Origin of the sequence: Shewanella sp. SW1, assembly GCF_025653545.1 — a bacterium.
In the GTDB taxonomy this organism is placed as follows: Bacteria; Pseudomonadota; Gammaproteobacteria; order Enterobacterales; family Shewanellaceae; genus Shewanella; species Shewanella oncorhynchi.
Genome location: NZ_JAKKSG010000029.1, coordinates 16,556 through 31,844, shown reverse-complemented (window position 1 = coordinate 31,844; position 15,289 = coordinate 16,556). Strand labels below are relative to the sequence as shown.

Here is a 15,289-nt window from a genome sequence, read left to right as displayed (position 1 = left end):
AAACCACGCTTTAACAGCGTGGTCTTTTCGATTACAACAATCAGTAATGCCTATTCTCGATGCGCTAGGCTAACTAAAGCTTTTTAGCCGGCACGAGACTGGTATCTTGCCAAATATCATCATCAAGCTGATCCATCAACTCAGGAAATTTACTACGATCGAATTCTGGAGTCTTACCCGCGTTGATCTGTTCGCGATAATCATTAATAACGCGAATTGCCAGGCCCGATAATAGTAATAGAGCAACAATGTTTACCGTCGCCATCAACCCCATCGAAACGTCAGCCAAGTTCCACACTAAACTTATCTTAGCGACGGCACCAAACATGACCATGCCAAGCACGCACAAACGGAATAAAGGCAGTGCTTTGGTACTATTTCCCATTAAGTACATCACATTTGTTTCAGCGTATGAGTAATTGGCTATGATGGATGTAAAGCAGAATAAGAAAATAGCCACCGCAATAAATGCGCCACCCCAGTCGCCAACATGTGCAGACATGGCATTAATGGTTAATCGAATCCCATCATCACTCGAGCCAATATCCCCTGATAGCAGGATTATCGCAGCCGTTGCAGTACAGATAACGATAGTATCCGCAAACACACCCATCATCTGCACAAAACCTTGGGATGCTGGATGATTAGGGTTAGGCGATGCACTTGCCGCGACATTCGCCGCACTGCCCATACCCGCTTCGTTCGAGAAAAGTCCGCGAGCAATACCCGCTTGCATTGCCTGCGCGACAGTATAAGCCACGCCGCCAGCGGCAGCCTCTTGCCAACCAAAAGCACTTTTCACAATTAAGCTAATAATCGCAGGTAATTGTTCTAGGTTGAAAATAACGATAATGAAGGCTACAAGAATGTAGGCTAAGGCCATAATGGGGACAAGAAATTCAGATACTCGCGCAACTTTACGTAGACCACCGACAATCACAAATCCACTGGCAATCACTAGCCCAATCCCTACATAGGTTGGATTAAAACCAAATACTCGCTCCATGGCACCGGTAATAGTGTTAGCTTGTACTGCATTGAATACTAAACCAAAAGCAATGATCAAAAAGACAGCAAATAAAATGCCCATCCATTTCTGACCCAATCCTTTTTCCATATAGTAGGAAGGACCACCGCGGAACTGGCCATTATGATCTCGGACTTTATAAACCTGCGCTAAGGTTGATTCAACCATAGCGGTCGCCATACCTAAAATAGCGATAAGCCACATCCAAAATACTGCACCTGGACCCGCTGCACCAATAGCAACAGCAACACCGGCCATATTACCAGCACCGACACGGGCTGCCATACTCGTACAAAAGACTTGAAATGAAGAAAGACCGCTATCGCAACCTTGCCGACTCATGGTCATAACTTTGATGGAATGTTTAAAGTGGGTTAACTGAATAAAGGCAAGTCTAATGGTGAAATAGAGACCAGCTCCTACTAGTCCATATACTAACAACTTACCCCAAAGTAGCGCATTCAAAAAATTAACTATGGTTTCTAACATATTATTTTACTTCTTCCCGTAGCAAATGCTCCTCTAATTGCAATTAAAGGTACAACATCTGTGGTGAATGAATCCTTCCAAGTTAAAGGTAAGAATTTCGGTAGATTTATTTTTTCAAATTATCCTTCCGTGAATTTACAACATCACGGCTACCGAATTCAACGCAGCAAAATAGCACAGTATTCGAAATTGCTCATGTGATCAAGCTCGCGTTTGCACAGCTAAACGTCATTGACATCACGTCTTACAACACTAGCTAAGCTACTGTTAAAGCTGGATTAACAAAAGGTCTAAGTTGCGCTATTATTTTTAACAGCAAAAACAACTTTTAAAATTTGGATGTAGGGCACATTTTTGTAATAAAACTACAAATATAGTAACCCCATAGAAACTTCAATCATCTCTTGTTTGTTTTAGTGAGGCTTAACATGACACAAATACATGAAATCAATGCTCTGAAAAAGTACGTCAGAGCGACAAACTTTCTTGCGACCTCGCAAATTTACCTCAAACAAAACGTCTTACATAAACGTCCACTTGCCCATACTGATATCAAGCCACGTTTACTTGGCCATTGGGGTACCTGCCCAGGTATTAACTTTGTCTATGCCAACATTAACCGCTTGATAGTGAAGCATAACCGCTCTTTTATCTATTTAGTCGGTCCAGGCCATGGTTTTCCCGCTGTACAAGCAAACTTATTCATTGAAGGCTCTTTAAGTCATTTCTACCCAGAAACTATTCCCTACAATGAAACTGGCATCGAAGATATTTGTAAGAAGTTTTCTGCCGCTTATGGTTATCCTTCACATGCAAACCCTGAAGCACCTGGACAAATTCTTGAAGGTGGCGAATTAGGCTACTCACTCTCAGTAGGCTGGGGGGCAGTATTAGATAATCCAGATCTGATCGCAACCGTCTTAATTGGTGACGGCGAAGCAGAAACGGGACCATTAGCCGCATCTTGGTATGCAAACCGCTTAGTTTCACCAGCGACCAGCGGTGCAGTATTGCCAATTGTGCATATTAACGGCTATAAGATTTCCGGTCCTACCCGCATGGGACGTATGAGCCATGAAGAACTGGATCTTGAATTCCGTGGTCTTGGCTATTTCCCCATCATAGTTGATAACGAATTAGAAGAAGATATCTATGTGCAGATGACAAATGCCATGGATACCGCTTATACCATGATCAATGACATTCAACGTCGAGCACGCAGTGGCGAAGACGTAGTTAAACCAAAATGGCCAGTCATTTTAATGCGCACAGCCAAAGGTTGGACTGGTGTCAGTGAATATAAAGGTAAGAAATTAGAAGGTAACTGCGAATCGCATCAAGTAATCGTCAATAAATGTGCCACTGATAAGGGCCATTTAGATGCACTGGATAATTGGCTTGCCAGTTACGACTTCCAAGAACTCTATCAAATGAATGAAAAAGGCGAACTGATTTTTGATGCCGACATTTGTTCATTAATCCCACCCAAGCAACTTGCCTGTGGCCGTCAACATTTAACCTATGGCGGGGAAGTTGTTAGAGCATTAACCAATCCAGATCTTGAAAAACTCAGCTATGGTCCAGAAGTACCACGTGGTCAACGTGGCTATTCAATGTTAAAAATGGGCGAATGGATGCGCGATGCATTCAAGTTAAACCGCGACCAACGTAATCTACGTATTTTTAGTCCTGACGAAACCTATTCAAATCAACTACAAGCTGTATTTGAAGAAACCGATCGTGCATGGCAGTGGCCAATTGAGAGTTGGGATGAAGATATGTCCCGTGAAGGTCGAGTCATTGAACTGCTTTCTGAAAACTTACTTTTTGGCATGCTACATGGTTACACAGTAACAGGCCGCCACGGCATGCTACCCACCTACGAAGCATTCTCACAAGTTATCTCATCGATGGCCGATCAGTACTGTAAATATGTCTACGCCAGCCAAGGCGTACATTTCCGTAAGCCACTGCCAGCCTGTAATGTCGTATTATCTTCATTACTTGAGCGCCAAGATCATAATGGCTATTCACATCAAAACCCATCTTTCCTTGGGGCTATGCTGGAGAAACATCCAAAAATAATCTCGGCTTACTTACCCGCAGATGCCAACAGCACATTGGTTTATACAGAGCGAGCCTTCGCAGACCGTGACAAACTCAATATTCTGGTTGCAGGTAAAAAAGAGTTACCACAATGGCTAAGCTTGGAAGAAGCGCGTAAACAAACAAAAGACGGCGTAATGGTGTGGGATTTTGCCTCAGATGAGAATCCCGATATTGTGCTGGCAGGTTGTGGTGATTATGTCACTCAAGAATGTATGGCTTCTCTAGTATTAATCAGAGAACTCCTTCCAAGAGTGAAAATCCGCTTCGTTAGTGTCACTGAATTAAGCAGTGATGGCTTAGGTAGCCGTAAATTTAAAGAAAAACCTTGGTTAATGGACGAAATATTTACTCAAGATAAAGGCGTGGTATTCAACTACCATGGTTACCCAAATACAATCAAAAAGTTAATTTTTGATTACAAAGGCAGCCGTCGCTTCAGAATTAAAGGCTACGAAGAAGAAGGTTCAACAACAACGCCATTTGATATGGGTGTTCGTAACGGTACATCACGCTATCACCTTGTAATTGATATGGCTTACAAGCTGTTCCAACAGGGCGTTATTGATGAAACTATGCACGTTTCTATCACCACTGATATGCTGCAAAGATTAGTTGACCACCGCAACTATATTAAAGCGAATGGTGTAGACCCAGTAGAAATCGAAAATTGGGTATGGACACGTTAACATTTACATAAAGCCAACAAAATAGTTCATTTTAAAGGCACTCCTCGGAGTGCCTTTTTTACGTTTAAAAATAACTTACAGAATGCCTACCCATAAAAATAAAGAGCCTTAGCTCTGGCTAAATTTAACAAACCAAGTGATAATTAATCGCTGGCTACAATACCAAAGGATCCCCACACTAAGTGCTAGCAATGTTTTGCGCACACATAAGCGCAAAACATATTGGTGGAGAATCATAAATAATGGAATTGGAGAACATGATGAATCATAAATTAAAATTTGTACTGCTTGCATCGCTATTACCTTTCACTGTATCTGCGGCTCAAGAACTGACACCTTGGTATATCGGTGGCGGACTTGGCGTAAATAACTATGAGCCGAACTGCGATTTAAAAACGACTAAAGTGTGTGGTGAAGATGACCCATATGCTTGGGATATATTCGCAGGTTACATGTTCAATGACTACTTTGGTATTGAGTTAGGTTACCGTAATCTTGGTCGTGCAGAATGGACCGACTATAGCAATAAGCTAAATGATCTAGGAGTTAAAGGTACTACTCTTGGGCTAGTTGGTGTTTGGCCGATTGCTAACAACTGGAGTTTATCAGTCGAGGCTGGCGCGATGAACTACTTAATATCCAATAATAAACAATGGGGTAGCGAATACTATAGTGATAGCGGTATTGCTCCTTATTTGGGTACAGGTATTGGTTATAACTTCACTGAAAACTTAAAACTTCAAGCTAAATATCGTCGTTATGAAAATTTAGATGAAGATAAGTGGGGTTCGTTTGAAGGTGAAAGCAACTACTGGGGTCTAGAACTGAGTTACCGTTTCGGAACTCCAGTTGCAGCAACTCCAGTTGCAGCAACTCCAGTTGCAGCAGCACCTGTTGATTCTGACAACGATGGCGTTTACGACGACAAAGACCAATGTCCAGCAACACCAGTAACGCACAAAGTTGACTCTGTTGGCTGTACCATTTACGAAAACGTAAAAACTAAAGAAGACGTAGGTTCAATCCAGTTTGCTAACGATTCTGCTGTAGTTAAAAATGTTTACTACAAAGACATCGAAAGATTAGCTAACTACTTGAACAAAAATCCAGCTTTCACTGTTGAAATCGCAGGTCACGCCTCAAATGTAGGTAAACCAGAATACAACATGGAATTGTCTGACAAACGTGCTGACGCCGTTGCCAAGATTCTTGTAGAGAAATATGGTATCAGCGGAAGCCGCGTAACTTCTAACGGTTACGGTGTTACTCAGCCATTGGTTGCTGGTGATTCAAAAGAAGCTCACGCTGCGAACCGTCGCATCGAAGCTATCGTGACTACCACAACAAAACAACCTGTTCTGAAGTAATAGTTCTTACTGAAGTAAAAAAGTCGCTGCTTGCAGCGACTTTTTGTTTTTATGGGGTATACACTAGGACAAGCGACGCCCTCTACTGCTGCCAAGATGATAGCCCGTAGCTCGAGCCATACCTTAATAGACATAAAATTGTCATTTTTGTAATTTTTTTACATTCAAGGTTGGAAAAGTTGGCAAAATCGCTTCTAATAGTCATCAGTGAATTCCGAGTTAAAACTGCTACCTGAGAAGGATGTTTTTCATGGCCAATACATTAGAGCAACTCAAGTTATATACCACTATCGTCGCTGACACAGGCGACATCGAAGCGATTAAACGCTACCAACCTGAAGATGCGACCACTAATCCATCACTCATCTTGAAAGCGGCTCAAATTCCTGAATATGAATCCCTTATAGATAACGCTATAAACTGGGCAAAATCACAAAGTACCGATCTCGTGCAGCAACTTGATGATGCCAGCGACAAACTAGCGGTCAATATCGGCGTAGAAATACTGAAACTCGTTCCAGGCCGAATTTCAACTGAAGTTGATGCACGTTTATCATTCGATAAAGAAAAATCAATCGCTAAAGCCCATAAATTGGTTCGCCTATATAAAGAAGCGGGTGTAGATAAATCACGCATTCTGATCAAACTTGCTTCAACTTGGGAAGGCATTTGTGCCGCTAAAGAACTAGAGCAAGAAGGCATCAACTGCAACTTAACCCTACTATTTAGCTTTGCTCAAGCGCGTGCGTGTGCCGAAGCGGGTGCTTATCTCATTTCTCCTTTTGTAGGCCGCATACTTGATTGGTACAAAAAAGATACAGGTAAAGATTACAATGCCGTAAATGACCCTGGTGTCATTTCAGTGACTGAAATTTATAACTACTACAAACAACACGGTTTTGACACTGTTGTTATGGGTGCAAGTTTCCGTAATATCGGTGAAATTATTGAGCTAGCAGGTTGCGATCGTCTGACCATTGGCCCTTCTCTATTAGAAGAACTGGCTAATTCGCAAGTTGACATCACACCTAAACTGGTTGCAGCAACGACCACTGTCGCTGCAGAACCCCCATTGACTGAAGCACAATTCCGTTGGGACTTTAACCAAGATCCAATGGCGGTTGATAAGCTTGCCGAAGGCATTCGAAACTTTGCGATAGACCAAGGTAAGCTCGAAGTCATGCTCACGGCTAAGCTCGCGAACTAAGCACTCTGGAGACGGTGAAATGACACTCTTGACCCAAAGCTCAACATGGCAAGCTTTATCAGCACACAGTAAAAATGTTCCGCATATGCGGGAATTGTTTGCAACTGACGCGGCACGTTTCAATAAAATGTCGCTATCAGCCTGTGGTTTATTACTGGATTACTCTAAAAACAGAGCAACAGCGGAAACGCTGGATCTGTTATTTGCGTTGGCAAGCAATAGCCAACTTGAAGCAAAAATCAAAGCGATGTTTGCAGGTGAAATCATTAACACCACAGAGAAGCGCGCCGTACTGCACACAGCGCTTCGCAGTACTGCAGAACAATCGATTATTGCCGAGGGTCAAGACATAGTTCCTGAAGTTCAACAAACTCTAGATAAGATGCAAGGGTTTGTGAACTCAGTGACGTCAGGTCAATGGAAAGGTTACACAGGTAAAGCGATAACCGATATTGTCAGTATTGGTATTGGCGGCTCTTTCCTAGGCCCCAAAATCGTCTCTCAAGCGTTGCGCCCTTATTGGAACCCCGAATTAAATTGTCACTTTGTGGCAAACGTCGACGGGACTTCTATTAGTGAGAAGCTGAAGTTATTGGATCCTGAAACGACCTTGTTCATCATGTCATCCAAATCTTTCGGGACACAGGAAACCTTAACCAATACCCTCACCGCAAGAGACTGGTTCCTAGCGAAAGGCGGTTTGCAGTCTGATGTGGCAAAACACTTTGTCGCAGTCACTTCAAACGTGGCAAAAGCGACAGATTTTGGTATCGATGCAAACAATATTTTCCCTATGTGGGATTGGGTTGGTGGCCGTTACTCTCTCTGGTCAGCGATTGGCTTGCCGATTGCACTTTTGATCGGTATGGATAACTTCAGAGCTCTACTCACGGGTGCGCATCAAATGGATGAGCACTTTGCTACAGCGCCACTGACTGAGAATATGCCAGTTATCATGGGATTACTCTCTCTATGGTACGGAAACTTCTTTAATGCTCAGTCCCATGTAGTATTAACCTACGATCATTATCTGCGAGGCCTACCCGCTTACTTCCAGCAGCTCGACATGGAAAGTAACGGTAAGTCAGTCACCTTAAATGGTACTGATGTTGACTACAGCACAGGTCCCGTCATTTGGGGGGGCGAAGGCACTAATGGCCAACATGCCTACCACCAGCTATTACATCAAGGTACCGCACTGATCCCTGCCGATTTCATTATGCCGCTGCAAAGCCATAATCCTATCGGTGAGCACCATGACCAATTAGCGTCAAACTGCTTCGGTCAAACCCAGGCCTTAATGCAAGGTCGTACTTTTGATGAAGCTTTAGCCGAACTTGCTAATAGCGCATTATCCGCCACAGAGAAGCAGCTGATCGCTCAACATAAAGTCATGCCTGGTAACAAGCCGAGCAATACCTTACTTATGGATAAGCTCACACCAAGTACCCTAGGCGCTTTAATTGCCTTGTATGAACATAGAACATTCGTTCAAGGTGCTATTTGGGATATCAACTCCTTCGATCAATGGGGTGTAGAACTCGGTAAGAATCTCGGTAACGATGTGTTAGCACGCATTGGCGCAGAGCAAGATTCCGATGCTTTAGATGCCTCAAGCAACGCATTGATTAACCTTTATCGACAAGGCAAAATCTAATCGAACAAAAAGCCAGCAATTGCTGGCTTTTTAATTCTACCCCGTTCTTTTTATTAAATTTTCCTACTTAACTCCGCTCTACTTCTGCATATAACATCAATGACATATCACTCAAAGTTCATTTCAACTTAACACAAATGAAACATAATTCTTGCACCCTGTTTTAAAAATATGTTATTTAATCGCTGACAAAACATACAACAACAGGAGGTTGCCATGGATCGTTTAGATTATGGTTGTGCGCTAGATGAAGTCGTTGAAAGACCCGATCGTTCGCGAGGCTCCAATAAAAAGCGTAAATGGCGTGAGATCGAAGCATTAAAAGATAAGCATCGTTTGCTCAAAGAACTCCAAGAAATCGATAATAACTTTAACTACGACATTGATGCTATCCAGTTGTAATTACATGTTTATATGAGCTAGTTATCATTTCAAACATGAATAGAAAAGCGCCCTTCGGCGCTTTTTTTATTTACAACTATTGGAGCAAACAGAATATAAGCATGGTATGGCCTTACGAGCCGGAGCTTTAAAAAAACCAAAAAAACCAGTAAGTTACGATAAAATCCAACGTCATCAACACCGATAATACTTTACAAATCCCAACCAACTTTGGCTCACGAGACATCGCCGTCAGAATCAAAAATGTGCTCCTCAGCCGTATAAAAACACCAGCTTAAGCCGACAACATGGGCCCAATAAACTAAAGAGTATTAGTCAGACGCTGTGAGATAAACCCGTAAATCTTCAAATTCTTTCTGCTCTCGGTCAAGAAACAAAGGATCATCGATCAGCGATTTCTGACACTCTAACTCAATAACTTGCCAATCTTGCTCAGTTAAACTTTTGGCTAACAAAGGAAATATTTCCCGTTCCTCCATCTGCATATGTCGCTCTTGCAATGCGACATACTCTGCAAAATCAACAATCAGTTTCTCGCGGGCAACCACAATATCACTGAGGATCAAGTTTAAAGTCGCCATCAAGGTGGCCGAGGATTGGATCACAGACTCATGTTCGGCACTCAATTTATCGATAGTATCGTTCGTTTTATGGGCTAGGTAGTAGGCATAAATAATGTCTTCAATGGGATGATGGCATCGTTCAGCATATCCTTGCATATATTCAACAATATCGCGCACGACGCTGAAGTTGATTGACTCACCTTCGGATAGTTTCATCTGCTTGTTTTTTAAAACATTTAGCAATACAGCTATATGTTTATGATCATGCATGAGTCTTTTAAGCATAATGCCTCCTGAATATGGGTCTGACTATTGATACTAGCCAAGTCGTGAACTAACACCAATATAACAGGCTAAAACCTGTTCACTTTATGATGTTGATCAAGTAAATCACATACCAAACAGTAAACAGACCACAAACATTAGCACGTCTCGGCATATTTCAGGGAAATTTAGCTGTTTATCTCACCACTTTGCGATTTCTAATCACTTTTTTATTCGTAAATACCACAACCACATAGTCATTTGGCAAGCTGATGTAATTGCTGTTGTAGCTTTTTAAACTCAAGTCTTAATACTTGCTGCGATTCGATTAGCTGCGCTTCATCGACATCCTTAACTGCAAGATACGGGTAATCCTTGAGCAGTTTTTGTTCCAGCACGAATGCTTGCTCAGTCTCCTTCGCTTCGATAAGGACTTGTAACCGATGTAAATACTCAGTCAATGACACTTGATTGATTTCAGCAGACTCAGATAATTTTGGTGCATTCATAGACCTTGCAGCGATAGCGGGGCTAATTGCATCCTGCTGCTCAGTTGCTCCCAATGCGGCTTTAGCTTGCTGCATTTCCGTCTGTCTTTTATGTTCAGCCACGGCTTCTGTTTGCATTTTTAAAGATTGCATCGCTTCAGTATCAGCCATTCTTGCCATCATTTGTGGCGCGGGGGCACTCATCACCATAGGACTTGGAACAAGTGTATCTTCGACTTGAGGTCGATTCAGCACCAGCAGACCAACAACAAGCACTAACGATGCCGCGCTCGATAACACCCAAGGATGGCGTCGCCAGACAGAACTTGGCGCTTCAACGGCGGTTATTTTGCTTTGATGCATTTCAGCTAAGTGAGTTTGCGCCAGCTGTAAGATATCTTGATCGAGTTGCTGCGGTGGAACCTCTAAGGCCTGCTGGCGATACCAAGCCAGCACTTCCTGTTGTAATGCGCGCTCATCAGCACTTGAAGAATTACTCATGACCCGCCTCCTGCCATTTCGCGCTGACACAATCTTTTAGGCTTTGGTAAGCATAACGAATACGGCTTTTAGTCGCTTCTAAGGTCACGCCCGCAATGTCGCTAATGATGGCAGCCGTAAAACCCATTTCAATATTCAGGATAAATTCCTCTTTCTGAACTTGGGGTAACAGTGCGATACAGGTCTTTAGCAATAAGCTCTTTTGCGCTTCTTGCCACTGCACATCGGGTTTATCTTGCTCACCCGCCACAAAAGTATCGAGCCCTACATCATCTTCATCAGTAGCGACAAAATCCACGGGCTTAACCGCCCGCACATGATCAATCAATAAGTTATGAGCGATACGATACAACCAGGTAGTAAACTTAGCACTGGCTTCGTAGTTAGCCGCAGCGCGGATCACCCGCCCCCAGGTTTCTTGATACAAATCTTCAGCTAACTGCTTATCACCTAACTGGCGTACAAAGTAGCGATAGAGTGCACCTTTGTGCTTCAGGTATAACTGTTCAAATGCTTTTGAATCGCCCTTGGCATAGCACAACATCAATTGCTCATCTGAGTGCTCATGGTTTGATAATTGCGCTATTGCTAATGCCACGGGAAATTCCTCATCATTGGGGTTAGCCCCACGAATTTACTTTTACTATTGTAATCTCTCATTGCGCGTATTGCTCTTGTCTCTCACTGGCTCGCCATGAAGCTTATCTTGGGGAGGAAAAGGTTTATCCGTACCATCGAATACCTTCTTAATCGGCACATGATTAGATTGCTCTATGGCCGCAGCGGTTTCCATTAATTGCACAAACTCATGGCGATAGCCAAAGGGATCGTCCCCTAATGCAGAACGTGCTAACTGGCTTAACTTAGTATAATCAAATTGATGTAGATAATGGCTGCCATTCAGTAATTGCCCTAATCCTGCAACTGCTGCTGCAAATCTAAAATCATCACTCGCTTGTTCTAACAGCTTAACATTTTGGTCTAACCTGATGGGATAACTCAGTAACTGACTCTGTGTTTGCTCTGGCAACTTGTATCTCAGTTTAAGGAAAGCGATTTCTTCACGGCTGTATTTTTCTTGCCCCGTTTGAGCATCAACGCCATATCTGAGTTTATCATTCGCCATCTGCCCTGCTTCAACATATCTTAATTCATATAAGGCAGTCACTGTATGACCCGCGCCAATTTCGCCCTCATCCACCTTATCGTTGTTGAAATCCTCCCGTGCTAAAGCACGATTCTCATAACCAATTAGACGATACTCAGACACTAAGGCCGGATTAAACTCCACTTGCACTTTGACGTCTTTAGCAATAGTGAACAAGCTTGAACTTAACTCGTCCACCAGCACTTTTCGCGCTTCATTCAGGGTATCGATATAGGCATAGTTGCCATTGCCCTTATCCGCTAATTGCTCCATGAGTTGATCGTTGTAATTCCCCAAACCAAACCCTAAGGTTGTCAGGCCAATACCATGATCTTTTTCCTTCTCAATCAAGGCAATCAAATCATCAAAATCTGTCATACCAACGTTGAAATCACCATCAGTCGCGAGGATGACTCGATTAATACCATGGGGGATGAAATGCTTTGTCGCCAATTGATAAGCTTGTGTGATTCCTTGCCCACCATTGGTTGAACCACCTGCGCTCAATTGCTCTAACGCATAGGTTAAAGTTTGAGTGTCATTCCCCGACGCGCCATCGAGCACCACACCAGCAGCCCCAGCATAAACCACAATAGAAACTTTATCCTGCGCGCTTAATTGCGCCGTCAGCAACTTGAGTGCTGTTTGCAGTAAAGGCAATTTATCGGCAGATGCCATAGAACCTGACACATCGAGCAAAAAGACTAAGTTCCTCGCGCCTAACTGAGATTTAGCTAAGTCATACCCTTTAAGACCAATCCGTAACAGCATCATGTCATCGTTATAAGGGGATGGCGCAAGCTCTGTCGTAACGCTAAACGGCGCGGCATTTTTAGCAGGTAAGGGATAATCGTAGGCAAAATAATTGAGCATTTCCTCGACTCTGACTGTACCTTTCTCGGGCAAGCGCCCTTCCCTCAGCATCCGCCTTAAGGTGGCATAACTGCCAGTATCAACATCGATGGAAAAAGTCGATACTGGGATTTCTCCCGCCACCATGATGCCATTTTGCACCAGCGGCTCGAATTTATTTTGTGCTAACGGAATCGCGGCATAGTCTGACGGCATTGGGGCTATGTTCATTCCCATCACTGCACCATGGGTAGACATTTGCATCGGCGCCGCGACTCTGGCCATCTCAATCTTAGTAGCATCACGCATTTCAGCACGGCGCAGTGACACTTCTTTATTATTCTGTTCGGCTTGCAGCTCCGCTTGTCGTTGTTGAGCCTCAGAGCCTTTACCGCCACAGGCCGTTAAACTCAGCATGACTAAGAATAAAGCTGCGCTATTGCTCGCCGATATGCTGGCGTTTCCCCAAGGTAATAAGGAATGTGCAATGGTTTTCTGGAAGTATATTGTTTTCATGTTGAATGCCTTTGATGTTGACCTAAGGCTGTAAACGGCGCAAATGACTAAAAGGGTTAAAGTATCAAAATATTTTACAAACCACTCTTAAATGAGAATCAAACAGCCTCCAAGCACACTATTTATACAAAACAAAGTATTTTCAATCGTTTTTGCAATCAAGCTCACACTGCGTCTTGTATCAGGTCACTAAAATAGAAGCTTGTTACTCGCCTCGCTATGGGACCCACTCGTGTCACACTCAGCTCATTTGTTTTCCCTAAGAATCGCCCACGCACTCACAGAAGCTTGCGTGAAGGATAAGTATTCGTTTAAACGTTTTGGGCAAGATCTTCTTGCAGGTCTCACTGTCGGCATTATTGCCATTCCGTTAGCAATGGCATTAGCCATTGCCAGTGGAGTTGCACCTCAATACGGTTTATACACTGCGATTGTCGGCGGCTTTATTATCGCCATATCTGGCGGCTCACGTTATAGCGTGTCAGGCCCGACAGCGGCATTCGTAGTATTGCTCTATCCGATAGCCCAACAATTTGGTTTAGCAGGATTATTAATCGCGACTGTGATGTCCGGAATGATACTCGTCGGCATGGCAATGCTGCGACTTGGCCGATTAATTTTGTATATCCCTGAATCCGTCACCTTAGGCTTTACCGCGGGGATAGGTGTCGTCATCGCTACCTTGCAGCTCAAAGATTTTTTCGGACTCGATATAGCCCAGATGCCAGAGCAATATCTGGCTAAGTTGATGACATTAGCTCAAGCCCTACCCTCGGTGCATTTACCTAGCCTACTGGTAGCATCCGCGACCTTAGCGACTATGCTACTTTGGCCAAAACTCAAAACACCCGTGCCAGCGCACCTTCCAGCTATTATACTCGGCACTATGTTCGCCTTGGTTCTCAATGCCATGGGTGCAGATATAGAAACCATAGGAACCCGTTTTCACTATCAACTGAGTGATGGCACCACAGGCATGGGAATTCCTGCCGTATTACCCAGTTTCGAATGGCCTTGGCTGCAAGCTGGCGCGAATGGCCAAGCCTTTCAGTTTAATCTCGCGACCTTTCAAGCCTTATTACCTGCCGCCTTTGCCATTGCCATGTTAGGCGCAATTGAATCACTACTTTGTGCAGTGGTACTCGATGGCATGACAGGTAAACGTCACAGTGCCAACAGTGAATTACTAGGGCAAGGTATAGGTAATATCATCACGCCGTTTTTTGGTGGTATTCCGGCCACTGCAGCAATTGCCCGTAGCGCGGCAAACGTCAAAGCGGGCGCTCAGAGCCCGATAGCGGCCATGATCCACGCCATAGTAGTCTTAATTGGTTTAGTCGCCTTAGCGGGCGTATTAGCTTATTTGCCCATGTCAGCCATGGCAGCCCTGCTACTTGTTGTGGCTTGGAACATGAGTGAAGCCCACAAAGCGCTGCATTTAATTAAAACTGCGCCCACCAGCGATATCATGGTTTTTGTCAGTTGCTTTTCATTAACGGTTATTTTCGACATGGTGATCGCCATCAGTGTGGGAATTATCCTTGCTGCCTTGCTGTTTATGAAAGAAATTGCCGAGATGACAAAGCTTTACGATATCAGCACCAACAAGCGTTATGTAGATCAAGAGCTACCTGCCGATTGGGCTGTCCTTAAAATTAACGGGCCGCTATTCTTCGCTGCTGCTGACCGCATTTTCTCCGAAATCGCGAGTCTCACTGAAGATAAACAAGTGATAGTGCTTTATCTCGATGGAGTATCTATTCTGGATGCGGGAGGATTAGCCGCACTGACGAAGCTGATTGAAAAATGCAAAGCGAATAAGACTAAGCTCATTATCGCCGATCTGCAGTTCCAGCCCATCCGAACGCTGGCAAGAGCCAAGATCCAGCCAATTGAAGGTGTATTGAAGTTTTACTCGACCCTACGTGAAGCCATGACAGAAGCGCCAGTCATCACTCAGCAAACAGAAATCACTACTGATAAGCAAATACTGTAAACCTTGCAACCCAATATC

The 15,289-nt window shown here is 43.7% G+C and carries 11 protein-coding genes; 6 read left to right on the top strand and 5 right to left on the bottom strand.

Going from position 1 to position 15,289, the window contains the following annotated elements; genetic code table 11:
* Window positions 1-73: 73 nt before the first annotated feature.
* The gene (locus tag L5M71_RS20745) at window positions 74-1,516 is read right to left on the bottom strand and encodes an alanine/glycine:cation symporter family protein (protein WP_113941318.1); all 1,443 of its coding nucleotides are present in this window, start codon (window positions 1,514-1,516) and stop codon (window positions 74-76) included.
* 428 nt (window positions 1,517-1,944) lie between these two features.
* Here L5M71_RS20745 and L5M71_RS20740 point away from each other — a divergent pair, with 428 nt between their 5' ends.
* The 5 genes from L5M71_RS20740 (at window position 1,945) to L5M71_RS20720 (ending at window position 8,944) form a co-directional block, all read left to right on the top strand.
* A complete protein-coding gene (locus L5M71_RS20740; protein WP_105249944.1) occupies window positions 1,945-4,311 on the top strand; it encodes a phosphoketolase family protein in 2,367 nt (788 codons plus the stop codon).
* Between the two features lie 242 nt (window positions 4,312-4,553).
* Window positions 4,554-5,678 carry an OmpA family protein gene (locus L5M71_RS20735; protein WP_263209561.1) on the top strand — a complete coding sequence of 375 codons (1,125 nt, stop codon included), beginning with the start codon at window positions 4,554-4,556 and terminating at the stop codon, window positions 5,676-5,678.
* A gap of 250 nt (window positions 5,679-5,928) precedes the next feature.
* On the top strand, window positions 5,929-6,885 hold the full coding sequence (tal, locus tag L5M71_RS20730) for a transaldolase (RefSeq protein WP_263185993.1): 957 nt from the start codon (window positions 5,929-5,931) through the stop codon (window positions 6,883-6,885).
* 19 nt (window positions 6,886-6,904) lie between these two features.
* The gene (gene pgi / locus L5M71_RS20725; RefSeq protein ID WP_219252934.1) at window positions 6,905-8,542 is read left to right on the top strand and encodes a glucose-6-phosphate isomerase; all 1,638 of its coding nucleotides are present in this window, start codon (window positions 6,905-6,907) and stop codon (window positions 8,540-8,542) included.
* Between the two features lie 216 nt (window positions 8,543-8,758).
* Window positions 8,759-8,944, top strand: coding sequence for a DUF3545 family protein (locus tag L5M71_RS20720; protein ID WP_006080618.1), 186 nt, complete (start codon window positions 8,759-8,761; stop codon window positions 8,942-8,944).
* Between the two features lie 311 nt (window positions 8,945-9,255).
* Here L5M71_RS20720 and L5M71_RS20715 read toward each other — a convergent pair whose 3' ends face one another.
* The 4 genes from L5M71_RS20715 to L5M71_RS20700 form a co-directional block, all read right to left on the bottom strand.
* Window positions 9,256-9,792 carry a hemerythrin domain-containing protein gene (locus tag L5M71_RS20715; protein ID WP_105249947.1) on the bottom strand — a complete coding sequence of 179 codons (537 nt, stop codon included), beginning with the start codon at window positions 9,790-9,792 and terminating at the stop codon, window positions 9,256-9,258.
* 236 nt (window positions 9,793-10,028) lie between these two features.
* Window positions 10,029-10,760, bottom strand: a complete 732-nt coding sequence (locus tag L5M71_RS20710) for a hypothetical protein (protein WP_263174636.1) — start codon at window positions 10,758-10,760, stop codon at window positions 10,029-10,031.
* Window positions 10,753-11,358, bottom strand: coding sequence for a sigma-70 family RNA polymerase sigma factor (locus L5M71_RS20705; protein ID WP_263209558.1), 606 nt, complete (start codon window positions 11,356-11,358; stop codon window positions 10,753-10,755). Before L5M71_RS20705 ends, L5M71_RS20710 begins: the two co-directional genes overlap by 8 nt.
* Window positions 11,359-11,403: 45 nt before the next feature.
* Entirely contained in the window at window positions 11,404-13,275 is a 1,872-nt protein-coding gene (locus L5M71_RS20700; RefSeq protein WP_263209556.1) for a vWA domain-containing protein, read from the bottom strand.
* 232 nt (window positions 13,276-13,507) lie between these two features.
* Between L5M71_RS20700 and dauA the strand changes: the two genes are divergently transcribed.
* The gene (gene dauA, locus L5M71_RS20695) at window positions 13,508-15,271 is read left to right on the top strand and encodes a C4-dicarboxylic acid transporter DauA (protein ID WP_263209553.1); all 1,764 of its coding nucleotides are present in this window, start codon (window positions 13,508-13,510) and stop codon (window positions 15,269-15,271) included.
* The last annotated feature ends 18 nt before the right edge of the window (window positions 15,272-15,289 follow it).

What these genes read in the sequence shown, in the direction of transcription:
- L5M71_RS20745 (WP_113941318.1), bottom strand. Translation starts at nt 1,516, where the DNA reads ATGTTAGAAACCATAGTTAATTTTTTGAATGCGCTACTTTGGGGTAAG.
- L5M71_RS20740 (WP_105249944.1), top strand. Translation starts at nt 1,945, where the DNA reads ATGACACAAATACATGAAATCAATGCTCTGAAAAAGTACGTCAGAGCG.
- L5M71_RS20735 (WP_263209561.1), top strand. Translation starts at nt 4,554, where the DNA reads ATGGAATTGGAGAACATGATGAATCATAAATTAAAATTTGTACTGCTT.
- tal (WP_263185993.1), top strand. Translation starts at nt 5,929, where the DNA reads ATGGCCAATACATTAGAGCAACTCAAGTTATATACCACTATCGTCGCT.
- pgi (WP_219252934.1), top strand. Translation starts at nt 6,905, where the DNA reads ATGACACTCTTGACCCAAAGCTCAACATGGCAAGCTTTATCAGCACAC.
- L5M71_RS20720 (WP_006080618.1), top strand. Translation starts at nt 8,759, where the DNA reads ATGGATCGTTTAGATTATGGTTGTGCGCTAGATGAAGTCGTTGAAAGA.
- L5M71_RS20715 (WP_105249947.1), bottom strand. Translation starts at nt 9,792, where the DNA reads ATGCTTAAAAGACTCATGCATGATCATAAACATATAGCTGTATTGCTA.
- L5M71_RS20710 (WP_263174636.1), bottom strand. Translation starts at nt 10,760, where the DNA reads ATGAGTAATTCTTCAAGTGCTGATGAGCGCGCATTACAACAGGAAGTG.
- L5M71_RS20700 (WP_263209556.1), bottom strand. Translation starts at nt 13,275, where the DNA reads ATGAAAACAATATACTTCCAGAAAACCATTGCACATTCCTTATTACCT.